Origin of the sequence: Leucothrix arctica, from assembly GCF_003172895.1 — a bacterium.
GTDB lineage: Bacteria > Pseudomonadota > Gammaproteobacteria > Thiotrichales > Thiotrichaceae > Leucothrix > Leucothrix arctica.
Window position 1 is genome coordinate 1 of sequence record NZ_QGKL01000022.1, and the last position, 23,310, is coordinate 23,310.

Annotated in this window: 19 protein-coding genes; 10 read left to right on the forward strand and 9 right to left on the reverse strand. The window is 40.4% G+C overall.

The annotated features are described in order from the left end of the window. Positions 1–272: 272 nt before the first annotated feature. From DKT75_RS22495 to DKT75_RS07490, 3 genes are all read left to right on the forward strand, one after another. Positions 273–620: a RidA family protein gene (locus tag DKT75_RS22495; protein WP_109822803.1), complete on the forward strand. Its 348-nt coding sequence runs from the start codon at positions 273–275 to the stop codon at positions 618–620. A gap of 156 nt (positions 621–776) precedes the next feature. Then, positions 777–926 (forward strand): GFA family protein, encoded by a 150-nt coding sequence (locus DKT75_RS22555; RefSeq protein WP_484166906.1) that lies wholly within the window; start codon positions 777–779, stop codon positions 924–926. Between the two features lie 219 nt (positions 927–1,145). Further along, positions 1,146–5,024, forward strand: a complete 3,879-nt coding sequence (locus tag DKT75_RS07490; RefSeq protein ID WP_109822805.1) for a galactose-binding domain-containing protein — start codon at positions 1,146–1,148, stop codon at positions 5,022–5,024. A 42-nt stretch (positions 5,025–5,066) separates the two neighbouring features. Here the strand turns inward: DKT75_RS07490 and DKT75_RS07495 are convergent, their stop codons facing one another. The 4 genes from DKT75_RS07495 to DKT75_RS07510 all read right to left on the reverse strand — a co-directional run bounded on the left by DKT75_RS07495 (position 5,067) and on the right by DKT75_RS07510 (position 10,082). Then, positions 5,067–5,801, reverse strand: coding sequence for a response regulator (locus tag DKT75_RS07495; protein ID WP_109822806.1), 735 nt, complete (start codon positions 5,799–5,801; stop codon positions 5,067–5,069). Positions 5,802–5,803: 2 nt separating this feature from the next. Beyond that, on the reverse strand, positions 5,804–7,186 hold the full coding sequence (locus DKT75_RS07500) for an ATP-binding protein (protein WP_109822825.1): 1,383 nt from the start codon (positions 7,184–7,186) through the stop codon (positions 5,804–5,806). Positions 7,187–7,319: 133 nt separating this feature from the next. Beyond that, entirely contained in the window at positions 7,320–7,823 is a 504-nt protein-coding gene (locus tag DKT75_RS07505; RefSeq protein ID WP_109822807.1) for a hypothetical protein, read from the reverse strand. A gap of 18 nt (positions 7,824–7,841) precedes the next feature. Further along, positions 7,842–10,082 carry a YHYH protein gene (locus DKT75_RS07510; protein WP_109822808.1) on the reverse strand — a complete coding sequence of 747 codons (2,241 nt, stop codon included), beginning with the start codon at positions 10,080–10,082 and terminating at the stop codon, positions 7,842–7,844. Between the two features lie 683 nt (positions 10,083–10,765). On the opposite strand from DKT75_RS07510, the gene DKT75_RS07515 reads away from it, so the two are divergent. Continuing rightward, positions 10,766–11,485 carry a response regulator transcription factor gene (locus tag DKT75_RS07515; protein WP_109822809.1) on the forward strand — a complete coding sequence of 240 codons (720 nt, stop codon included), beginning with the start codon at positions 10,766–10,768 and terminating at the stop codon, positions 11,483–11,485. Here DKT75_RS07515 and DKT75_RS07520 read toward each other — a convergent pair. Next, the gene (locus tag DKT75_RS07520; RefSeq protein ID WP_109822810.1) at positions 11,482–11,691 is read right to left on the reverse strand and encodes a hypothetical protein; all 210 of its coding nucleotides are present in this window, start codon (positions 11,689–11,691) and stop codon (positions 11,482–11,484) included. The two genes, DKT75_RS07515 and DKT75_RS07520, sit on opposite strands and share 4 nt — an antisense overlap. Before the next feature lie 186 nt (positions 11,692–11,877). Between DKT75_RS07520 and DKT75_RS07525 the strand changes: the two genes are divergently transcribed. The 5 genes from DKT75_RS07525 (at position 11,878) to DKT75_RS07545 (ending at position 15,555) form a co-directional block, all read left to right on the forward strand. Beyond that, positions 11,878–12,453: a YcjF family protein gene (locus DKT75_RS07525; RefSeq protein WP_109822811.1), complete on the forward strand. Its 576-nt coding sequence runs from the start codon at positions 11,878–11,880 to the stop codon at positions 12,451–12,453. Positions 12,454–12,485: 32 nt separating this feature from the next. Then, positions 12,486–13,139, forward strand: coding sequence for a DUF697 domain-containing protein (locus DKT75_RS07530; RefSeq protein WP_109822812.1), 654 nt, complete (start codon positions 12,486–12,488; stop codon positions 13,137–13,139). 74 nt (positions 13,140–13,213) lie between these two features. Further along, positions 13,214–13,981: a P-type ATPase actuator domain-containing protein gene (locus DKT75_RS07535; protein ID WP_109822813.1), complete on the forward strand. Its 768-nt coding sequence runs from the start codon at positions 13,214–13,216 to the stop codon at positions 13,979–13,981. Between the two features lie 188 nt (positions 13,982–14,169). Beyond that, positions 14,170–14,517, forward strand: coding sequence for a hypothetical protein (locus DKT75_RS07540; RefSeq protein ID WP_109822814.1), 348 nt, complete (start codon positions 14,170–14,172; stop codon positions 14,515–14,517). A gap of 702 nt (positions 14,518–15,219) precedes the next feature. Next, the gene (locus tag DKT75_RS07545; RefSeq protein ID WP_109822815.1) at positions 15,220–15,555 is read left to right on the forward strand and encodes a hypothetical protein; all 336 of its coding nucleotides are present in this window, start codon (positions 15,220–15,222) and stop codon (positions 15,553–15,555) included. 128 nt (positions 15,556–15,683) lie between these two features. On the opposite strand, the gene DKT75_RS07550 is transcribed toward DKT75_RS07545, so the two are convergent. Then, on the reverse strand, positions 15,684–18,005 hold the full coding sequence (locus DKT75_RS07550; protein ID WP_109822816.1) for a hybrid sensor histidine kinase/response regulator: 2,322 nt from the start codon (positions 18,003–18,005) through the stop codon (positions 15,684–15,686). Between the two features lie 124 nt (positions 18,006–18,129). Here DKT75_RS07550 and DKT75_RS07555 point away from each other — a divergent pair, with 124 nt between their 5' ends. Then, positions 18,130–18,597 (forward strand): YcjF family protein, encoded by a 468-nt coding sequence (locus DKT75_RS07555; RefSeq protein ID WP_109822817.1) that lies wholly within the window; start codon positions 18,130–18,132, stop codon positions 18,595–18,597. Positions 18,598–18,601: 4 nt separating this feature from the next. On the opposite strand, the gene DKT75_RS07560 is transcribed toward DKT75_RS07555, so the two are convergent. Genes DKT75_RS07560 through DKT75_RS07570 form a run of 3 tightly spaced genes read right to left on the reverse strand, consistent with a single transcriptional unit; the run spans position 18,602 to position 23,293 of the window. After that, positions 18,602–19,939 (reverse strand): C45 family autoproteolytic acyltransferase/hydrolase, encoded by a 1,338-nt coding sequence (locus tag DKT75_RS07560; RefSeq protein WP_109822818.1) that lies wholly within the window; start codon positions 19,937–19,939, stop codon positions 18,602–18,604. Then, positions 19,932–21,527, reverse strand: a complete 1,596-nt coding sequence (locus DKT75_RS07565; protein WP_109822819.1) for a cyclic peptide export ABC transporter — start codon at positions 21,525–21,527, stop codon at positions 19,932–19,934. The genes DKT75_RS07560 and DKT75_RS07565 overlap by 8 nt, the downstream gene beginning before the upstream one ends. Beyond that, positions 21,524–23,293, reverse strand: a complete 1,770-nt coding sequence (locus tag DKT75_RS07570) for a hypothetical protein (RefSeq protein WP_109822820.1) — start codon at positions 23,291–23,293, stop codon at positions 21,524–21,526. The genes DKT75_RS07565 and DKT75_RS07570 overlap by 4 nt, the downstream gene beginning before the upstream one ends. Positions 23,294–23,310 lie beyond the last annotated feature (17 nt).

Here is a 23,310-nt window from a genome sequence, read left to right on the forward strand (position 1 = left end):
AACCGGTTAGGTCGGTGAGATTTATCATTGAAGTTCTTACGCTTACGCCACTTTATAATCGTGCCACGACTTACATTAAAGTGCTTTGCTGCCACATCAATGGTCATATGGCCTTTACTGGCATGAATTTCTTCACGAGTCTTAGGAGTGGTTCGAGCGTTACGATGAACATTCATGTTTGCTTTCCAGGGTTTAAAAGATCTTTCATCACTTGACGAGCATGGTATAGTTTATCAAATTTAGAAAGCCCATAACCAGTTGGATCTAAACATATAGGTCCATATAGTCACCTCACCAAAGTAGGACCATTTATAACTATTTCTGGCACGCCCGGTGTTGATCCCGAGACCTCAGAGATGGCAGGAGTTGACGTGTACAGCCAAGCTAAGCAAATAGTTCGAAATTTCAGCTCAATGCTTGGCGGTGTCGGCGCATCACTCAAGGACATAATACATGTTCATATATTTCTTATCCGAGTCGAAGACTTTCAAGAAATGAATCGTGCGTATGCAGAGGAATTTGGCTCTTATCTCCCAGCTCGTACGGTCATCTGCGTAGCTGACCTTCCAAAGAAAGGAGCGCTAATGACTATGAACTTAACTGCTTTTTCTGAAACTTAGTCCTAGTATTTTAAAAATACCTAACAAGCCTCTACACGCCAGCACATACTGCTATGCTCGCTTTTTTCCGCTGGCAAGGCGCTATGTGCCCTAGAGTTCCTGACCACCTTAAATGGGTGCAAGCTCTAATAATATTAAACTTGGAGATAGATTATAATGCACAATACCTCTCATAAAATTGAAGGTCATTGCCGTTGCGGTAAAGTGAAATTTGAAATTGCTTCAAAGCCAATGATCACAATGGCTTGCCACTACACAGGATGTCAGAAAATGACTTCAAGCGCATTTTTTATAATCGGCTGTTAAAATTCAATCATCACCGGAGAAAGTACGGAAACTCTTGACGATACTTTGTTATCGGAAAGATTTAAAGTGTATAAGTTCGGGGGCTCTCGTGAAATAGCTCTATCAGTAAATCCTAACCGTTCATTCTCGAACAGATACACGCGCTTCGTCTCAAACGTTTTAATAAGAGTAATTACAATAAGGCCCCCGTGCTGAGTTTCTCTTTTTAAAGGTATTTCCATGAAGCAACTTAACTTAACTAGGCGACTATCAGCCGCTTTTTTCCTACTTGCTAGCCTCTTTTGCTACAGTAGTGCAAACGCTGATATTACGATTGATGGCGACATTACAGACTGGAGTTCAGAAGACCGTCTTGAGCTTTCCCCAAGAACGCCTGTTGATGGCTATGAGCTTTTTGGACGTTATGAAAGTAACTCATACAAAATCTTATTAAGAAACTTAACTGGCACAATCTCGACGAGTACAACGTTCTGGCTGAATACAGACCAAGACAGTGCGACGGGTTACCTTATTTGGGGCTATGCGGGTGGTGCTGAGTACAACGTCAATATTGCTGCTGATGGCCAGCCATACCTTTACCAAGATGCAGATGGTCAAACACTGGTTTCAGGACCTCTTGCTTACAACATTTCAACGGATGGCAGTGGCGAAAATATTGAACTTGAAATCCCTGAGTCTTTAATTGGAACACCAACAGGTGACGGCGTCAATATGCTGATTGATGTGAACAACACATCGTTCCTACCAGCTAGTTACTGGCCACATGAAAACAATTACATCTTGGCTAAGGAAACTGTTTTTGATGGTGCTGGTATTGTCATCGATGGTGATAAATCAGATTGGAATGCAAGCTATCGAGTCGATCTTGATGAAACGGTTGCGACAGCAGATGCTGAGATTTATGCACGCTTTGAAGATAATACTTATAAGTTTTTAATCCATGACTCAAGCTCTTCTAGTATTGGAGAGGGCTCAACGATCTGGCTTAACACGGATAACGACCTCACTACGGGTGAGCAAGTGCTTGGTTATGCAGGTGGTGCTGAGTACAACATCAACTTTGCAGCTGATGGTAAGCCATACCTTTATACGGGTGGTGCTGGCGAAACGTTGGTTGATGGTCCACTAAACTATGCCACGGTTACAGATAGTTTCAGCGCGACTACGTTAGAAATTGAACTAGCAGCATCATTAGTGGGCTCTCCATCTGGTGAGGGTATTACCTTCATTTTAGATAATAATGGCTCGAGCTATTTCCCTCGCTCATATTTCCCAAACACTAATAATTACACGCTATTGCATGAGACAGAAACTGCACAGATAGCGATTGTTTACTCTGCGACATCTGAAGCGCAGTTCTTTGATAGTAAGGCTTACGCCCAGTTATTTATGAGTGTGCAGGCTCAAGCGATGATGGCAGGACTGCCGTTTGATTTGCTGACAGAAGATGACCTGTTAGATCTTGATAAGATCAAAAATTACAAAACACTGGTTTTCCCTTATGCAGCAAATGCACCCGCAGACATCATTGCAGGTATTGAGCAAAATCTAACGACTGCGGTAAATGATTACAATGTCGGTATTGTGACTGCGGGTAACTTCCTAACTAATGATGAGACGGGGACAAACTTATCGGATGATGCTTACCTTCGAATGAAGTCTTTGATGGGTATCACTCGTACCGACGGTGGTGGTCCATTTAGCATTAGCTACCAAGTGTCAAACAGCACACATCCAGTAACAAGCAGTGAGTTTGCAACGGATGAAGTACTAAAGACCTATACAGCAGCGTATACCGACTACTTTGTTGCGACAGGTGACTATCCTTCGACTGTGCTAGCTCAACAAGTGATTGATGGTACATCAGTTCAGAATGCACTAATTGTGACTGAGAACGGCGGTCGTCATGCGCACTTTGGTACTGTACAGCTAATGACTGATCCGAACATTCTATGGTCAGTTTTACAGTGGAGTGTCTATGGTGAAAAAGCACCAGTGGCACTACACATGACACGTGAAAACTCTGTCTTCGTTGGTCGTAACGATATGGACCAGAGTATGTTCATTGATCAAGCTGCGGAAGTTGAAGGCGAGCTATTAACGTACCTACAGCTATGGAAAACAAATTATGACTTTGTAAGCTCTTACTACATTAATGTAGGTAACGATGCTGATAATCAAGAAGAGACAGATTGGGCAGTGTCAGGGCCGCTATACCAGCAATACATGGCGCTTGGTAATGAAATCGGAACTCACTCTTACACTCATCCGCATGATACCAATATCCTGACGGATGCTGAGTTAGAAGAGGAGTTTGCAGACTCTCGTACGATTATCGAAGAAAATCTTAATATCACGAACTTGAGTGCTGCGGTACCGGGTGCAGCAGAAGACCTTCGTACGGCTGGAGAAATCATTCAACATGTTGACTACTTGTCAGGTGGTTACTCTGGGACTGGTGCGGGCTATCCTAATGCAATTGGTTTCCTTGACCCAAGTTATTCCAAGGTTTACCTAAGCCCTAACATGTCGTTTGACTTTACCTTGGTTGAGTTCCAAAACAAGACTGCAGCGGAAGCAGAAGCAACTTGGTTTAGTGAGTTTGATGAGCTGGTTAAGCACTCTAATCTTGGTCTGATCCATTGGCCTTGGCATGACTATGGTCCAACTAACTCAGATAATGGCGGCTATACCTTTGCTATGTTTGATAACTTGCTCGCGAAAGCGCATGACTTTGGCAGTGAGTTTATTACAGGTAAAGACTTCGCTGAGCGTATCAAGTCATTTAAGTCGACGGGTCTAAACGTGACTAAAGTGGATGATGTGATCACCGCTCAAGTCAGTAGTTCTGATACGGGTAAATTTGCGTTAAATGTTGCTGATGGTGAAACCATTACTTCGGTTGATGATTGGTATGCTTACAATGACACTCAGGTGTTTCTAGCAAACACAGGCCGTGAATATAAGATCAACCTAGGCGCAACAAATACAGCTGTGACACGTATTACTGAGCTTCCAAAGCGAGGTGAGCTTGTTACGTTAACAGGTGATGGTACTGACTTAGCGTTTGAGTTTAAAGGCGAGGGTACGGTCAATATCCAGCTAGCGTGTGTGCCTGATGCATTGACTGTAACAGGTGGAACTGATCAATTTAGCTATATAACAACAGATACCATTGCGGTAAGTTTTACAGGCGATATACAGCATGCAACAACAACTGTTGATGCAACGTGTAGCGTGACGTTATCACTTGCTGAAGTTCAGGTGTTTGGATCTGAAGGTGTTGAGTCTACTAACCTTGCATTGACAGGTACTGCGACACAATCAACAACTGCCTATAGTGGTGTGGCTAGTCGAGCAATTGATGGCAATACTAGTGGGGAGTGGAACGAAGGTACGGTTACTCATACCAATGCTACGAGCACAACAGCTTGGTGGGAGCTTGAGTTACCGCAGAACAGTAACCTTGAACAGATTGTATTGTTTAACAGAACGAACTGTTGCACGCAGAGATTATCTGACTTCACTGTCTCTGTTTTGGATGAAGCGGGTAGTGTCGTATGGTCACAGCTATACGCTGAAACACCATCGCCTTCTTTGACTATTTCTCTAACAGCTACTGGTAAAACAGTTCGCGTTTCTTTGGATGGTACCGCGACTAATACAAATGTAATATTGTCACTTGCAGAGGTTCAGATATATGGAACAGTAGCGGTCACGACTGACTTAACTAACCTAGCGTTATCTGGTATCGCTAGTCAGTCAACAACCGATTATAGTGGTGTTGCAAGTCGAGCAATTGATGGCAACACTAGCGGCGCATATAGCCAAAATTCAGTCACTCACACTAATAGCAGTAATACCACTGCTTGGTGGCAAGTTGTGCTTCCTCAGGAGGCGACTATTGGGCAGATTGCTTTGTTTAACCGAACTGATAGTTGTTGTACTAGCAGGCTGACTAACTTCACGGTGTCTGTTTTAGATGATGCTGAGAATGTTATTTGGTCACAGTTCTATTCTTCAGCGCCATCGCCATCTCAAACGATTTCGTTATCTGCAACGGGAAGTATTGTTAGGGTTTCTTTAGGAAGTTCTTAATCTGTTAAAGAAGATAATGACTAAAGTTAAAATGCCCTGTTTTCACAGGGCATTTTTGTGCGTGTACTTCCTCCCTGATTCACCATCGTCACTTGCGATTTCATGGCTAAACTTATACCCAACGCCATAAACCGCCATGATCGGGTTTAACCCATCCTCAATCTCATGGATTTTTTTACGGATGTTTTTGATGTGGTTATCAACGCTCCGATCCGACATCTCAAGCGTCTCGCTATACACGCTATTGATAATGTCTTCGCGACTAAATACGTGCTCCATCTGCTCAAAAAACATCGTGAATATTTTTAATTCAATCGCCGTAAAACCAAGGTTTTTTCCATTGAGTAGCGCGACATAACTATCCTTATGTATCTCAAAGCCTGACTGAATCGGCATATCTGTTCGAGGCTGGCTAGTCCTTCGTAACACCGCTTTTATCCTAGCCATAACCTCTCTAGGGCTAAACGGTTTACAGATGTAATCATCTGCACCGACTTCCAACCCAAGCAAACGGTCAATTTCCTCTCTCTTCGCAGTGAGCATGATGATAGGCACGCTGGAGAACTTTCTAACTTCTTGACAAATATCGATGCCATTGACCTCAGGTAGCATCAGGTCAAGCAGTATCAAGTCCACAGGGTTTTGCTTCACAAAGTTAACCACGCCTTTACCGCTGTTAAAGTGTTCAGTGGTGTAGCCTTGCTGTTCACTGTAAGCGACCAGTACTTCGGCTATATTTTCTTCGTCTTCAACAATCAGTATTTTGTGTGTTGTCATGTTTAACCTACAAGGGGAAGTGAGATCTTAACTTCAAGACCGCCTAATGGGGAGTCTTCTAATGAGATATGGCCACCATGCGCCTCTGCGATTTGTTTACATAGCGCCAAGCCAAGTCCTGAGCCGCCAAAATCTCGGTTTCGCGACTTTTCAACACGATAAAACCGTTCGAATAATTTGCTTCTGTCAGCAGCTAACACGCTAGGTGCAGAGTCTTGTAAAACCAATTCAACGCTAGTCTCCGTTGTGTTGACCGTAACGTTGACTTGCCCACCTTGGTGAGTGTATCGACAGGTGTTTTCCAGCAAATTAGTAAATAACTGTTGTAATCGGTCTTTATCCCCACTCACGATACATTTGCCAGCGCTTTTTAGTGCGTCACTATTAAGCGTTAATGATTGTTCTTCAAAGCGTGCGGTGTAGCTCTCCAGCGTCTTCTCAAGTACTTCGATAACATCAATCTCAGCATCGTCGTAAGTCAATTTAGCCGTGTCGCTGTTAGCTAGTTGAGCAATATCATCAACGATGTGATTCAAGTTATCGACCTGACCAATCAGAGTATTAATACGTTTTTCATCCGCCACAAATACGCCGTCTTGCACTGCCAATAAGTGGGAGCGTAATACGGACAGTGGTGTTCGTAATTCATGCGAGGTATCCGACATCCATTGGTAGCGCATTTCTCTGTTATGTTCGAGGGTGTCTGCTAGCTCATTGAAGTTATTGGACAAGGTGCCAAGCTCGTCTTTGGTCGTGGGTATTATTCTGCTGGCGAAGTTTCCCTTAGTGAGTTCATTAGTTCCTGCGACAATCTGTTTGATGGGCTTTGTTAAGTGTCGAGATAGGACAATCGCCATGACAAAAGCGAGCAGAATAACCAATAAGGTAAAGATGAAATAATTCTGAAACTGTGCATTTACAAAGGCTTTAGCAGGACTATCTTTAACCCGCCGAGAAGGGACTAAACCGACCCAGCCAATAATCTTATTACTTAATAAAATCGGTTCGATTTGGGTATTTTCATTTAAGGTCGTTCGACCAATTACCACGTTTTTGTCCTGATCGTAGAGGCTTATTCGCTGACCTGTTTTTAGTAAGTCTTCAGGGTGGTGTAGCCAGAGTAATGAAGGGGCAGGGTTGTCAGAGTTCTTCTTTTGGTAGTCATCAGTATCACGTGGCTCACTAACGATAGGCTTTACTGGTTCTTTTTCAGGGTCAACGATAGCGCGCCACAAGACCATATCTTCGGCAATGGGTTGCCAGCTTTCAGATTGCGCATAAAACCGAGTGAGTTTTTGCTTAACGGTAGTGACATGTTTCGCCTCAGCTTTTTCAACAAAGTCATTAAACTCGTGAGAAAAATTGGTGTATATGAAAACGAACATCAGCCCAACAAGCGTGATGTTCGTAATGAAAAATGCCAAAAAGAATTTATGTATTAACTTCACAAGCGCTCAAGGGTTAGTTGTTAAGTTAACTGGGCAGCACTGACTTGTACTGCCCAGTTTCTCTAGCCGTTTAAAAGACAACGTGCGCAGGTTCACCCGCACTGAGTAGTTTGTATTGTGGCTTCACTACGCTCATATGCACAGTCCCTAACGCCTTATGGAATGAAATAGCGATATCCTTCACCTCAGGAAACACGTGCTTTGCTTGAAGGGTAATATCACCATTCTCTGAGTTAGTGTCACTTGAAAAGGTAACACGTTCAAAACTGATCACTTGCTTATTGATCGTTAAACTCGTTTTCTGTTTAAGCGTATTTTCAATAAACTCGGCTTGCTGCTTAACGCTCAAACCAGCAGGCATGATTGTATCAATATCACCGAGTAGCCACGCTTGATCACTCTGTAATGCGTCTACTAAGTGGTCAGTTGCTGTGATGATTTTCACTTCAACCTGTCCATCTCTTAGAATGACTTGAGCAGTGGTTTCGTTCAACTCATGGGCATAAGTTGTGGCAGTGAAGCTTGCCAAAACACACACTAAAACGTACCAACGAAGTTTTTTAAATAAAGACATAATCATTACCTGCTCAGCTTATTCTGCTGGTTTTTCAATAGTCGTTCGACAGATCAACGTGTTGTCCTGCTCCAGGTCCTCACCCCAAACAAGCTGTGCGCTATCATCCCATTTGATTTCATCATAACCATCTTTTGGACTGACTGATGCAACAGTATGCTCGGTTGCATTTGCCCACGCTGAATCATCAAAGCTGCTTTGTAACCAATTAGCAGGTGCATCTTTAGCCATAAAGGTACACGCGCCTTCGCCAGCGACAGGGTCAGACTCACTTTCGCAGGCCTTATCTAGCGGTGCTTTATGCAGTACTTCACACTTCCAACTTTTGTCGCTGACTGCGACGACGTTGTTAGTCTCGGTGTCAGTTACTTGCATGATGAAACCGCCATCACCCATTTGTTGATTACTTGCACCGATATACTCCAATCCAGAGTCGTTTTGCTTAAAGTCTTTTAAGATAAAATTCAGCTGAATAGGATAGCTTGTTGAAAACGCGATGCTCTCTGCATTAAACGAACGCTCAGTGGTAATTGATACCGAGTCTTCAATCAGTAAGTCTTCACCGATGTAAGCGGCAAACCAATTGTCAGCCCATGCTTCAAGCTTTAGGTTTGGCTTACCTGCGACAGGTGCAAATTGGCCAGTGGCAGTCGTTTGAGCCAATGGAGTAGCGGCTGGCTTAGGTGGTTTAGCCTCTGTGCTAGCTGCAGCTTCACTTGGCTGTGTGCCTCGGCAGAATGTACCTGACTCAATATCACCGCCATTACTAATGGTGCGTTGTTTGAAGTCATAACAGTTTTCACCCTGCTTAGATGGGCTGTACGTTGTGAAGTACTCTTCACCTTGGTACGAATAAGTCATGGTGCGTGTGCCATCGTCAGAAATTACGTGCTTTAGGTTTTCAACGCCGCCTTTAGGTGGACGAAGATCTGCACGTATTTTTTGGGTATCGCCACTCAGCGGTGACACTCTCGGTAGCACACTGGTATCCACTTCACCGACTAAACATTGGATGATGTAAGGCGGTGTTACCGATGTCTGGTAGCGATAACCAAACGTGTCATCAGTTTGGCCGTTACAGACATCTAATGTGCCTGCTGTGATCTCAGTCCCATCAGGGTTTTTGTGACCATAAAGCGGGTAGCCATCGTATCCCCAACCAATAATCGCATCATCACCTTTGTTTTTCATGGTATCGATCATGCAGGTAGGTGATACGTGGTAATGGTAGTCATCGCCACGGCCAGAGTGACCACCACAAACGTCTAATTGACCCAATATAAAGGTGTCTTTGGTCGCGTCATAAGCGGTGAGGTCTAGTTCGCCTTGTGCTGAGTAATCGTAGATGGGAACACCATTAACCGCCACACCAACCGCTGCATCAATCGACGTTAACTCAGCCGCCTTTTTAGGGTTAAGTTTTACAGGCGCTGCGTAATCGAGTGCCGGTACAGGGATCTGTTCGTTAGTCCCAGTAATGCCCGTCATTAACTCATGGTCTGGGTAAGTCGTTGATGCTAAGTACGCGTACTCTTCATTACACGTCACCGACACACGCTTGTTAAAACCTGCGTCGTTTACCGAGCCTCGAATAGCATCGCAACGTGGTGAGTCGATATTGACGGTTAAATCTGGCTTAACCATTTCTGGAGGCTTTGCACGAACACCTTCATCACGAGGTGGACGTTTAGCATCACCACGTTTAGCACTACCTTGACCGCTACGTTCGTAGCTTACGTCCATATCTGCTGAGGCTAGGGTGATGTCTTTTATCGCGGCTAATAACGCGTCTCTGTCTACTTTCGTGTTGTCTTCAAATATGAGTGGAGCAGAGAGCGCATAAACCGTGTAAGTGTAGCTTTTTAAGCCTGGGCCTTTAGAGCAAGGTGGCGCGTATTTGTTTTGACCGTTAACACTATTGGTGCCCATTTTTCCGAGGGTTTCACCACTTTCTATTTGTGTTTCATCTGCCGAGATGTTGTACAGCGTCCAATACCAATGCATGCCATCTGGGGATTGATGATCCATTAGTATAGCGAAGGATTTTGTACCTGCTGGCGCATTGCTCCAATTTAGTGGTGGGCTTATGCTTTTGCCATCACAGGTGAAGGTCGTAGGTAAGCTAGCGCCTTGAGATAGCTGCGAGCTGCTCAGAGTGAATGCGTCTGCGGTTGTCTGCGGCTTCGTTTCACTGTTAGCAGCGTTTATCGAAAAGCAACACACAGCGCCTAGTAGTAGGGCTTTTGAATTTTTTATCATTTTAGAACTCCAGTAGAGTAATAGTGAATACGGTGGGTCTGTTGTTGGTAGTTTAGCGGGAGAATGTAGGGGAATTATGTTCAAGTTGTTTTTTCTGTGAATTCATAGAAAGTGGTAAACGACTGATAATGGTATTTGTAATGCCATTATCGACACTTTTACTCCGCTGGACTAATCTGTAGATACCTGTGTGTTTTTGGAAAACTTTCTGATTCGTGAGTAGGTGAAACATTTAACCTATCAAGGTGATGTTGCTTTAGCTTAACATTTCTTAACATTTCTCATTTGTAGTTATTAATTTGCGCACTATTTATTTATTGATAGCTTATGTTGGCTCAATTAATTTGTTTAGTGCTATAGGGTTGATTAGATTCATGTTTTTTTATCAATTAAATCACTGCCTTATTAGTCAAGACTTTGTTTAAGGATGAGTAACGGCTGTATAATCGTACGACATCACTTATTGCTCGTTGTTAGAGCAACAAAATTGCGTGTCAGTGCAGATAGACTCTTTAGCTAAGTATCTTTCCCCCCATCGATTTCCTTAGTTACCAGCCTCTTTATTTGTTTCTTAAATTTAGAGAATAGTGGTTTATTTTGTTAGCGATTAATACATATGTTAGGTATGAGATGAACGCTACGCTCTTGATTGCAATGCATCACAAAATTCAATGGAGTAAGCTTTGCAGCGTATAACACCTAGTGAATCTAAAAAAAGAATTTTAATAGTAGAAGATGACGTCATTCTTTTAGACTTTTTGGAAATGCATTTATCGATAAATAATTATGATGCAACCTGTTTGTCTGAGGATCAATCTATTCCCCAAACTTTAGAAAAAAAGCGTTTTGATATAGTTGTTCTGGATGTGATGCTACCAGGGAAAAGTGGTTTATATTGGCTTCAATGGATGAAGCAATATCACCCAAATATTATAGTCATCATGATGTCTGCTAGGTCTGATAAGGACGATCGATTGAAAGGACTAGAGTGTGGTGCCCATGACTATATTATTAAGCCGTTCAAAGAAGAGGAACTATTGATTCGTATAGCCAATATTTTCAAAAGCGTGCCATATTTCAAACGACGTCCAACAGTAGTGAACTTGGGGGATATTAAATTTGATATGGATAAAAATCGTATTCTTAGAGAAGATGGTGAAATACGTCTAACAGTACTTGAGTCAGGTATATTGAAGCTACTCTACTTAAATGCAGGTATAACGCTAAGTCGCGATGAAATATCTGAGCAGGTGAGGGGAGCTGAACATAACCCACTAGATCGAAGTATTGATATTCATATTAATAAGCTACGCAAGAAAATTGAGATAGATCCCTCTGACCCCTTATTTATTCTTACTCGCAGGGGCAAAGGGTATATCTTTAAAATACCCGAGTCTTCTTAATCCTCTTGTGCTTGTGCCTGCAGTGATTGCTCGGCCTTCTCTAGTTTCTTAGCCAGTCTTTTGTTTTTAAAATATTTAGTTGTCGTGAGTGTCAGTAAAGCGCCGCCAGCAAAAGCAAGACCAACAGGATGAGTAACTGCAAATGCTTTACCTACACTTACCACTGATGCAAATGTACCAGGTGCTGCAATAACTGGAAGTGGCATAATTTTTCCTTAAGTAAATGATAGTTGAGTGAGTCTTATTATCTACTTCGGGAGAAAACGGGGTCAATGGCTACCATGCTAAAAACTTATAGTACTTTGTAAATTTTTGTTAAAATCAACAGCTTACTGAGTGGGTTAATGGGTACAATTTATTTTAGATAAAATAACCCACTCGAGGTAAGTGTCATGGTTCAAGAGTCTGAAAAAAACTCATTAGATGAGCAGGAAAGTATTGAAAGTACTGAAACGGATATATTTCCAGACCCAGCCTCAAGCAATATCGTTAAAAACCATGTCATTGCAAGTTTGACATTAGGGCTAGTGCCAGTACCTTTATTTGACCTTGCAGCACTTACAGCAACCCAAATGAGTTTGCTTAACTCTTTGAGCGAATACTACGATGTTGAATCGGAAGGTTCTGATAAAAAGTCCCTTGTGACAGCATTAATTGGAGGGTCATTACCTATTGCGAGCGTATTGGGCCTAAGTAGTATGACAAAGCTAATTCCTGGTATCGGAAGCCTGATTGGCAGTGCAAGTTTGAGCCTCTCAGCAGGTGCTGTAACTTATGCCATTGGACAGGTCTTTATCATGCATTTTGAGGCTGGAGGAACTTTTGAGGATTTTGACCCTAAGGTCGCAAAGGCATATTTCAAGCGAGAATTCAATAACGGTAAGGCTTTTGTCAGTAGCTTAAAGGATGAGTTAGTTGCTGCAAAACAGACGAATAATGTTGAAGAAAGCGAAGTCAAAGATGCATAAGTTGTCTAATCTTTTAAAAGGGGCGAGGACTCATGCTGAATAAACTTAAAACGATATTTAGAGTAAAAAATCGTCATAATGAATTAAGTCAACAGAGTAATCTAGATGATGCTAGCGATAAGGGCGAAGTCGATCATCAAGCTGAGTTGATCGATGGATTAAGTGAAAAGCTGCTTGATGTAGAAATACAACTGCAAGCGGCGAGGCTTCAAGGGAAGCATGTTTCAGCACAAAATATTGTAAAGACCCACATGGTTGCTGGGTCATCATTGGCGCTTTTACCTGTTCCGTTATTTGATATTGTGGTGTTAGCAGGAACGCAGATGAACCTGTTGAGAGCATTAAGTCTTCACCACGAGGTCGATTTTGACGAGCAAAAAAGCAAAGTTTTATTGGCTTCTCTGCTAAGTGCTTCTTTACCCGTTATTGCTGTTCTGGGTTTAAGTAGTGCAACCAAAGTGGTGCCTGGTATTGGTAGTGTTGGTGGTGGAATCAGTATGAGTGTTTTAACAAGTGCTCTTATTTATTCAACAGGGCAGGTTTTTATCAGTCACTTTGAGCAGGGTGGAACACTTAAAAACTTTAAAGTTAGCGACTGGAAAAGCCACTTTCTTGATCGTTTAAAAGAAAAGAAAGAGTCATTAAGGCGGAAGGACGTGAACTTAAGTCATTCTGGAGGAGTCTAGTTTACGTTGGCTAGGGTGTATTTTAATTTTTAGTAAAAGTTGTCATTGAGTTAATTTATTTTAGAGGGTTAGATATGCTCCATATTGGTGCTTTATTATTAGTTAGTGGTATTGCAGGGGCTATTTATCGTGATCGAGCCCAGAAAAAACAGGCCTGCCTAGAGAAGGGGCCAGAGTATTCAGTTGAAAATTTTGAAGATAAGGCGTTGATGACTATCGATAGTGTAAAAGCTGTAGATGCATCATTTGATGATGTAGCTGAATTGAAGCATTACCAAAAAGTTTCGTTTTATACGCTCGCATTAACTTCTGCTGGCTCATTGTTTTATTGGCCAGCAACGTTTTTTAGTTTACCTTTGGTGGGGTATAACGCGTATCACTTTACAAAAATGCTTAGGCATTCTGATAGGAGGAAGCAGCGTTCAGCAATGGTAGTATTTGAAATTATTGGCGTGGCAGGGAGCTTAATGGCATCAAAGCCAGTGGCCGCATCAGTGGTAATGTTGTTTTCATTCTTTTCACGAAATATTTTATTACAAGCTGGCAATATCGCGAACAATATTGACTCGGTTCAGGGGCTAGATTTAAAGCGATCAAGTCTTTGGGTACTAAGAGATAGTGTTGAAGTAGAGGTTATTCGCTCTCAATTACAAGAAAAAGATATTGTGGTATTTCACTCTGGAGATGCAGTTTCCTTAGAGGGTAAAGTTGTTGATGGTAGTTGCGAAGTCAACCAATTTAGTTTGAAGAGAGAAATGAAGTGTGTGCAAAAGACAGTAGGCGATAAAGTGTTTCCTTTTACTCGAATATCTCAAGGCACGATTTATGTTCTACCAGGTTAGGTATTTTTAGGTTCGATACTGTTGAACCATTTAATAATGGCTAACTACTAAAGATATAAATAATAAATAATACCAAGGTTATATCTTCGTGTAGTAGTTTTAATTTAGATTGCTAGTACTGGTGTCAAGAATATGACACTAGTCATCTACGCTCGCTTTGGTTAATGAATATATGTAGGGCTATTAGTATGAATAATAAATCAAGTAAATCGGCAATAGAAGCATCAATAAGTGCCATTGGGATTGATAATGTACGTGAATTGCTTATTAAGGCATTGCCAATTATCGAAACTAGAAAGAGTGAGTTACTAGCGCTATTGGATTCGGGTGATACCAGTAGAGCGACTGATAGCGCGCATCGGACTATCAGTTCGATTCGTCTATATGGGTCTGATCGCTTAGAGAAGCTCCTAATAGAAGTTAAGGACCAGAGTTATTCAACTGAGAATCTTTCAAAAATTTGTGCGGATATATTGCAAGAGTTTGATTCTGTCATTGCTACTGTTAATGAGTGGTTGGAAGATAACAAAAATTGAGCTAGTAAAGGCCATATGACCATTGATGTGGCCGCTAAGCACTTTAACGTGAGTCGTGGCACGATTATAAAGTGGCGTAAACGTGAGAGTTCCAATGATAAATCTCACCGGCCTAACCGGTTGAGAACCGCTTTGCTACCTGTTCAAGAGGTAATTATCGTTGTATGACCTTTTGGTGGTGTCCCGATCCTCTTTATTGCGCTACTTAAACACATACAATCACCACGTTATTCACAGAAACCTTGGACATTTGACCCCTATTCAAAGCATGAAACAGTGGCAGTTAGACAAGCCTAGTTTTTTCAAAAAGAAAATTTATAATTATGCGGTTCTCGATATGTGCATATCGTCACTGGTTTAAAGCTTGGGTATAACGTTCGTCACAATACTGATGTAGCTCCTAGTATCAAAAAAACAGATTCATTCAACTAATGTAAGTATTGCTCTTAGCTCCTGAAACCAAGACAGTTTGGTTAAATGTTAAGAAGTGTAAAGCATGCTTTGAGGCCAGCTTGCACACCGATAAGCTTAGATTGGTTTAGTGTGCTTATGCGAGGAGCTTTTAGAGTGCTTACCTTGTTTAATTACAGCAAAAGCCTAGAAAACATTGTAATTTGAGAGTTTGTTCATTTTACGTGTGTATAGCGGTGCAACTCAGGTTGTACTTTTTGGCCACATTGGTCGATATCATGGAGAATCAAAATGATTTTAACTTCAAGTTTTGTAATTGGAAGCGCTGTTGGTGCACTTTCTACTTACATTTACAAAGATGATGAAGCAAAAGAAAAGGTATCAGGAACTGCGCTGAAGCTTAAAAGCGGTATTTTAGGTCTTTTTAAGAAGAAAGAAGAAGTTAGTGAAGAGTTAGTAGCTTCAACTGAAACTGTTTTAGAGCCAGCTGTTGAAGTAACTGAGATTGTTAAAGAAGCAGCCGCAGAGTCAGCTTCGGAAGTAACCGAAGTGGTTAAAGAAACTGTTGTGGCGGATGACAAGTCTACAGTTAAAACAACTTCTAGCGCAAAAAGTACAAAAGCGTAAGTTTGTATTTAGAAGTCAGTGATGACTTTAGCAAGAAAACAAAGCCCTTCGTTGGGCTTGTTTTCTTGTTGGGCCAATAACTTTTGGCATATCGAAAGAATAGGGGCTCCGCTACTAGATGAAAAAACTTAACTTTTCTTAAGCGTTTGAATTGATAATTGCCAGATACTGAGCACTTCTTTAAGTTCTTCAATATCAAAAGGTTTAGTCAGGTAATCATTCATACCCGCAGCTAAACAGCGCTCCTTCTCTCCTGCAATAGCATGTGCCGTTAAGGCAATGATAGGGATGGCTTTCAGGGAAGAGTGTTTGCGAATACGTTGTACAGTTTCATATCCATCCATATCAGGCATACTCACATCCATAAGCACGATATCGAAACTATGCTGTTCAAGAAAATCTAAAGCCTGTTGGCCACTTTCGGCAACCACAGGTATAACGCCACATGCTTCAAGTAGCTTTTCCCCAAAAAAACGATTCATCTCATCATCATCAACCAATAGTACTTTTTGGCCGTTTATGACACTTTTCCTTACCAAACTAGAAGTAGCTTCTGGCTCTACTTGATTTTTTTCAGTTAACAGAAAGTCTAATGTGAAAAAAAATCGACTACCCTTATTAGGCGTACTGTCAATCTCTACTTTGCCTCCCATCTTTGATACTAGTCGGTCACAAATAGCTAAACCTAGCCCTGAGCCTCCATACTTTCTGGAGGTACTACTTTCTGCTTGTGTAAATGGGTTGAATAGGTCTTTCTGCTGGCTTGAGGAGATACCTATACCTGTATCAATTATTTGGAAGTTGATGGTTGCAATGCACTTACTGATATTAGTCGGTGTTATGATTAACATAACACCTCCCGTTGCTGTGAACTTAACAGCGTTATAAAGCAGGTTTAAGAGGATTTGCTGTATTCTGTGCTTATCGCCAATAAGTTCTTTATTTAAAAGAAAAGCCTTATTTTTAATAATTAAGGTTAATTTCTTTTTCTGGAAGTCATCTATGAGTATTTTTTCTAAATCATTAGTAATTTTTTGTATATCAAATGGCTTGTTATTTAAAGCGACACCTTTTTGGTCGGTTCTAGATAAATATAGTATGTCATTGATTAAATTTAACATATGTTCAGAAGAGCTATTTAATCGAGATACGTACTCTTTTTGATCAAAAGATAGCGAAGTAAACTCTAAAAGCTTTCCTGCACCTAAGACTGCGTTCATAGGTGTTCTAAGTTCGTGACTCATTGTCGTTAAAAAGTCGTCTTTTGCCTTAGAAGATGCAATTGCTCGCTCTGCTTTTTCGCCATTTATACGTACTCTTTCTGCTTGATCAAGAGAAAGCATGACTAAGGAAATGAGTAGCACAAGAGCAGACAGATCGGTGATTAGCCCCTCTATATCGAATAGCCCTAATGCAGTAAGAAAGGAAGGTATTATGCTAATTACGAAAATAAAACCAGCTATTGCAGAGTAAGGGGCTACATCAACTTTTTTAAAGAAATTAGATACCACTAAAGATAAGGACAACAAGCATATTACCATTCCTAAAATTGCCGCAATCGCCATGCCAAATTTTATGAATGGACTAAGTATTGTTAGTAGTAACGATATGAAAAATATTGTTCTAAATATAATATAATATGATCTTAAGTAGTCTTTTAATTTTAATAATTTTATTAAAAGATGAAGTGCACTCGTCGTAGCAGAAAAAGCAAAGAAAGTCTTTAGTGGAGAGAGTGTTTCAGACATGTTTGGTATAATATTATACCAGCCCATATGACCAGATATTTCCATGGCGAATGATAGAATGAAAATAGAAAGAGAAAAGAATCCAGAATCTTTTATTTTAAAGTAATATAGAATATTATAAAGAGCTAGAATTAACAATCCGCCAATTACTAAGCCATAGAAAAAATATGTTGATGTAGCCATTCTCAGTGTGGCTGACTCGCTTTGGAGTGCTACTCCCATTGTTAATGGAACTTGCGTATCTCTTACCCTAAAGTATAAGTCTGCACTTTTATTTGGCTCAAGTTTAAACTGGTAAGTTGGAAATCTTGTTTGAAGATATAATGTCAATGGTATCGCTTTTTCTTTGTTAGGATATTTTATGTAAGCAGAGCTTTCTTTGCTCGGACCACCTAGAATATTAATAAACCAAGTGTTTTTCATCAGTGTTTGGTTATCTACTTCCATTTTCATCCAGTAAGCAGAGTTGGTTAAGCCAAAACTAGAGCGAGTATCTTCCTTAAGGGGAGGGATGAATTGTTTGATACTGTTGGTTACATCCTCTATTTCAAGTTTTGTTGATTTATCCTCAAGTATCTTAGAATAATCAAAAACATCAACGAGGGTCGTCTTATCATTTAGTTGGTATGGTTTGGTATCATTAGAATATGCATTAGTTATACTTATTATTAGGATAAAAATAATGACACTTAGTTTAAGCAATTCTTATACCGTAATTTTGACTTGTTTATAGAAAATTCTTTATGTTCGTGTGAGAAATTATATCGCATAATATTACTAAGGTAGTATTTTTTACCAAAATTTAAGAGCGTTTTTTAAGTAGTTTATGGATAATTTAAGAGTACAGGCAGATAAAATCATCAAAGACTATGCTTTTGGGTCTACGCTCACAGGTTTCATACCTGTGCCTTTTCTGGATATGATGAGTTTAGTCGGAGTTCAGCGTATTATGCTATATCGGCTGTCTAAACTATATGGTGTACCTTATTCCAAAACGTTAGCAAAAATCTTTCTGGCGTCATTGATGAGTAGCTTCACTGCGACAGCAGCGTCACCCGCTCTAGGAAGTATACTCAAGATTATTCCAGGAATCGGTACATTCGCAGGTGGTGTTGGTATGGCAGCAATGGGTAGCGCGAGTACTTATGCGCTTGGAAAGGTTTTCCAACAGCACTTTGAGAGTGGCGGAACGTTAAATAATTTTGACCCTGATGTTGTTAAAGAGACATTACAAGAGCGCTTTGAACAAGGTAAAGAGTTATCCAAAAAACACCAAAAAAAAATAACGATATAGCGGATTAAATATTTTGTTCTTTATTTTTTTTACCGAAAACAGCAATGATTGAGATCATGAAAAATAGTAGAATCCAATTGAACCACTTTTCAATTAACGATAATAGACTAAAATTAGTAGACTTTTTTTTAATAATGTCTAAGTAAACTTTGTATTCAGGAGGTTGTTTTTTTTCATTATTTATAGATGATGCATATAAATAGAGACTGTTATTACTAGGTTTGTAAATAACTGACTGCAATGTTTTAGTATTAAATATTTCATACAAATATTTATTACTATCAAGCATAACTAACGAAAGTTTTTCTAAAGTAGCCGGATTTTTTATATTAAATTTAGTTAATTCATGAAAGCGAGATAAACGAACAATGTTGTTTGGATCATAACAGTTGTTTGGAAGCACTCTTAATGCAAAGCAGTTTACAACCGAAATTTGTTGTGATGAGTCACTTGTAGAGTCTTGGAAAGTGTCACTATCCCATTTTCTTAGTTTACTAATATGCTCTGAAGAAGATGACTCTAGCACTTCTACTTTTTCTTTATCTGCAATTAAAAAATTAAAGTCAGCACTATAGTGCTTTCCAGAAAGAATGTGGTTTGCTTTTTTTATGTCAATTTTATCTGTTAAAGCCTTCTTTATTGCAAAAACGCTAGAGTGTAGGTGTTCTATATTATTTTCACCAAACTGCTTGTAAGGGTTCATATTTCTTGCACTTAACAGTGATAAGAATAGACCTTTGTTATTATAGCCGGTGACTACTGAGAGTATTCCTGCAAACCCAATATTTACTACAACATTGTCATTTTTATAATAATAGACAGTAATTGCTTGTAGGCTGCGCAATTGAGGCGTGCTACTCATATCTAAGTTTCGCCCAACGAGTGTCTGTCTATTTTCTGCTGACCTTCCAAACACCCCAAAACCTGAGCCCATGGGAGGGTATCCTAAATCTGGTAATAGGTTGAGTACCTTAAACTCATCTAAGGAGAGCTTTCCATCTCCTAGCTTGTTATTAGTGACTAATTGCCATGCGCCACTAATCCCATTTATTTCTTCTTTATATTGTCTGTCTAGTGTTTGAAGTAGTGTAGGAAGATGATGTTGAACAATGTCATTAAACGTCGATTGGCTTAAAGTGCTTTTTAAGTGAATATCATATCGACGCTCTATATTGGGGAAAAGGCGTTTACTTTGACGACCTACTTCCAAGCCTGTTTGTTTTGCACTAAGCGTGGTTGCATCAATATAAATTATCGGTAATTTCTGACTCTCAGCGGCTGCTAATGTTGAAATAAGCAAACTACCGAGTATCACTAACGGCGCTAAAAGTGTTTTATACATTTGTAGAGATTACTCTTGTTGCGGTATCAAAGTACTGCTCATCATGTGTAACAGCAACAATCGTTTTTCCTTGGGTCTTTAGCTCAGGAATTATTTTTTTGTAAAAGGTCTCACGAAACTCTGGGTCTTGATCAGCGGCAAACTCATCCAATATCAAAATAGGGCAGTCTTGTAGCACGGCAACTATAAATGCAAGTCGCTTACGTTCTCCTGTTGATAGGTTAGTATTGGTGAACTGCCCATTTTTAAATTCAGTTTTATGGTTAAGGCCCATGGTCGTTAACCATTTGAGCACAACCTTTTCTGAGCAGTCTTCAATCCCATATAAGCGACTATATAAGTGAAAATCGCTGAATACTGCTGAGAACATGCCTCGATAAGCGTTGTAATCGCTTACTTTTAATGGTGTGTCGTTAAGCGCTAAGTTCCCTTCTTCTGGCTTATAAAGTCCCGCTAATATTTTAAGCAATGTTGACTTACCACTACCATTTCCGCCAGTAATAAAGATGATTTCTCCAGGTTTAAGAGAGAGATGTAAGGGGCCTATTTGGCTGACGGGGTTTAGCTGTTTATCTAAATATGAAAAACTAACAGCATTAATGGCTATCGACTGAAATTCTGTAAAAGGGAGAGGTGGACTCTCTTGATGTACAGACTGGTCAGAGTCAAGTTTTTCCTCAAGTGCGTATAAGCCGGTGATGGCGACATTTGTTTTCGATATATTTGGAAAAGCAGCGCTAATTCTATAGACGGGCTGCATCATAAACAGAATGGTAGCAATAACCTGAAAGAGTTTCTCTTCGTACACAGTAACCATGGTTGGTAGCATAAAGACAATGAGTAACAGCAATAAATAAAATGCAACGTTGCTTAGTAATATATCTTCGAGCAAGCGGATATTAGAATGGCTTTTTAGACGACTTGTTTCATTAGCAGCAGCAGTTATATCAGCAAACACAGCATCGCTTTTACGGCGACTTAGTTTTAACTGCTTAAAACCCTGAAGCATAGAAGTGAAAAGTTCAAAAAATTCGCCTTCTTTGCGTGCAGCTAGAGATAACTCATGAAATGTTTTTTGGTAGTGCAGCACAAGAATAGTGATGGTAATTGATATTAATGTAATGCCAATTATAAAACTGGCAGGGGATAACCAAAGTAAGTAAAGAGAAGCAAAAATCAGGACTAATAAAGATTCAACACCGACAATTAAATACATTACTGACTGGGTGATTGTGTTTGCACCTTGTGTCAGCGAAGAGTAGCTGCCAATACCTCCCATCGCCTCAATCGTTCGCAACTCAGAGCGCCTTACTTTATCAGCCAGTCTTATACGTACCTGTTGTAAAGCATGCTCTACTGCTGCAACAGCTTCTCTTTGAGAGGTTCGTTGCGCAAAAATAAATAACAAAAAAGTTAGCAGATACTGAAGGAATAGTTGGGTTTCTATATCACCATCACGAAGCTGTGTAGCAGCCTCATTGAGTATGACAAGAAGCATGCTATTTGCAACTCCAGAGATCCCCGCCAACAACAGAATGCGACGTTTGGATACTTTGGTCTCCTGACTCATAAAGTTTAAGATTTTCATGAAGCAGTTGAGGCCTTAGTGAGCTTGGTTTTTTCTTGCTTCGCCTGTTTGGGTGGTCTAATAATGAGCAAAACAAGGTGTGCAGCGCATACACTGTAAAGTACAGCAATGCCGGCACCTTGAACTTGTATACCAAGTTGAGTTGTACTGGGGGGCATGAAGCTCCCTTCAGTTCCAAATATAGCAAGACAAATAGCTCCCCATATACCGACAACACCATGTATGGATACGAGGTAAGCAGCTGGTACTTGCCAGTCGTATCTTAATAGTTTTTTTCGTAATACTTGATAAGCAATATTTTGCAATAAGCCTGCTATTACTCCAATAACTGCGGCCTCTACAAAGGTAACCAGCTGTGCGGAAGCTGTAATAGCCACAAGCCCACCAACAAAGCCACAAAGCCCACTTGCAATGCTATTGTTATCTTTATTAAATAAAGCGTAATACAGAAAAGCAGTGAGTCCACTGGCTGATGCTGCTAGTCCTAGCTTAAGAATGATGCTGGGTATTTGCTGATCGTTGAGAGAAAGAGTCCCCGCAGTAAAACCCCACCAACCTATCCAGAGTAATAAAACAGCGCTGGATGAGTAAATTGGCTCATGTACTTTATCTTGGGTCTTTTTTCTATCTGCACGAGGGGTTTTGACTTTCCATGCAAATACTAATGAGAACCACCCGGCGATAATATTTATTGTTGTCATACCGGTGCTATCAATGAACCCTAGGCTCTGTAACCACCCAAGATTGTTTTGAGTATAATCTCCTGAGCTTACCCAGTGCCCGTAAACTGGAATAATAAGAGTACTTAAAAGTAGTGCGAGAAAAATATGAGAGATACTACTCAGTTGTCGACCAATAGCCATATAAATGATCAACACGCCGAGCATTGCAAAGCCTGCTTTATGGAGTAAAAAACTAGAGAACCTTAGGTTGGAATCTGGATTGCCTGAGTCTGAAAGTTCGCCAATTAAATGACTTGGAAACCCGGCCCAGCCTCCGACAGTCTCACCATACATGACCCCAAAGCCAATAATAAAATAGCCCAAAAAGGCGCATAAACACATGAGTATTACACCTTGATGCTGTTCGACGCCATCTGTGAGTGTTGGTGTGTTTTTCGTATTTGATAAGATGAATGCTAGGGGCACTAAATAAATTAGGACAGTAGAGAGCAACAGCCAAAGCTGGTTTAAGTCTAGGTTTATTGCATCACTAATCGCTTGTTTATCATCTTTACCACTATCTGCATTGTGTTGGGTGGTAATATTCTCTTCAAGTTTTCTTACCTGTATTAATATTTCATATAGACGAACAGAATTATCTTCGATCAGTGTCTTTTGCCCATCCAACTCTGCTACATTCGCGCGAACTCCTCGGGAAAAGCTAACGAGTTCTTTTTCTAATTCTCTAATCTCATTTACACTTGTTGAGATAACGGCAGTGGACTTACTAAGTTCGGAGGAAGCTTCGATTAACTTTGTATCAATAGCTTGTACTACCTCATCGAGGGCAATGATCTGAGTACGAAGTTCATTGTCGGTTTCTTTGCCACTGACTAGCTCTGTTCGGAGTGTTTTTAGCGTATCAAGTATTGATTCAACTTTATCGATATTGGTTTCTAAGTCTTGTTGCATGTTATTGCTTTTTTCTTCATTAGCTGCAACTTCACTGCTTGACGCTGTATGTCCTAGTTGTACGCATGTTAAAGAAAAGAGTAGAACTATATATAATAAGCGAGTTATTAAATATCTTGAGATAGAGAGCATGTAACTTGTTCCTTGAT

Excerpts from the sequence above, each read along its gene's own strand:
- DKT75_RS22555 (WP_484166906.1), top strand. The coding sequence starts at position 777 with ATGCACAATACCTCTCATAAAATTGAAGGTCATTGCCGTTGCGGTAAA.
- DKT75_RS07490 (WP_109822805.1), top strand. The coding sequence starts at position 1,146 with ATGAAGCAACTTAACTTAACTAGGCGACTATCAGCCGCTTTTTTCCTA.
- DKT75_RS07495 (WP_109822806.1), bottom strand. The coding sequence starts at position 5,801 with ATGACAACACACAAAATACTGATTGTTGAAGACGAAGAAAATATAGCC.
- DKT75_RS07500 (WP_109822825.1), bottom strand. The coding sequence starts at position 7,186 with ATGTTCGTTTTCATATACACCAATTTTTCTCACGAGTTTAATGACTTT.
- DKT75_RS07505 (WP_109822807.1), bottom strand. The coding sequence starts at position 7,823 with ATGTCTTTATTTAAAAAACTTCGTTGGTACGTTTTAGTGTGTGTTTTG.
- DKT75_RS07510 (WP_109822808.1), bottom strand. The coding sequence starts at position 10,082 with ATGATAAAAAATTCAAAAGCCCTACTACTAGGCGCTGTGTGTTGCTTT.
- DKT75_RS07520 (WP_109822810.1), bottom strand. The coding sequence starts at position 11,691 with ATGCCACTTCCAGTTATTGCAGCACCTGGTACATTTGCATCAGTGGTA.
- DKT75_RS07525 (WP_109822811.1), top strand. The coding sequence starts at position 11,878 with ATGGTTCAAGAGTCTGAAAAAAACTCATTAGATGAGCAGGAAAGTATT.
- DKT75_RS07530 (WP_109822812.1), top strand. The coding sequence starts at position 12,486 with ATGCTGAATAAACTTAAAACGATATTTAGAGTAAAAAATCGTCATAAT.
- DKT75_RS07535 (WP_109822813.1), top strand. The coding sequence starts at position 13,214 with ATGCTCCATATTGGTGCTTTATTATTAGTTAGTGGTATTGCAGGGGCT.
- DKT75_RS07540 (WP_109822814.1), top strand. The coding sequence starts at position 14,170 with ATGAATAATAAATCAAGTAAATCGGCAATAGAAGCATCAATAAGTGCC.
- DKT75_RS07545 (WP_109822815.1), top strand. The coding sequence starts at position 15,220 with ATGATTTTAACTTCAAGTTTTGTAATTGGAAGCGCTGTTGGTGCACTT.
- DKT75_RS07555 (WP_109822817.1), top strand. The coding sequence starts at position 18,130 with ATGGATAATTTAAGAGTACAGGCAGATAAAATCATCAAAGACTATGCT.
- DKT75_RS07560 (WP_109822818.1), bottom strand. The coding sequence starts at position 19,939 with ATGTATAAAACACTTTTAGCGCCGTTAGTGATACTCGGTAGTTTGCTT.
- DKT75_RS07565 (WP_109822819.1), bottom strand. The coding sequence starts at position 21,527 with ATGAAAATCTTAAACTTTATGAGTCAGGAGACCAAAGTATCCAAACGT.
- DKT75_RS07570 (WP_109822820.1), bottom strand. The coding sequence starts at position 23,293 with ATGCTCTCTATCTCAAGATATTTAATAACTCGCTTATTATATATAGTT.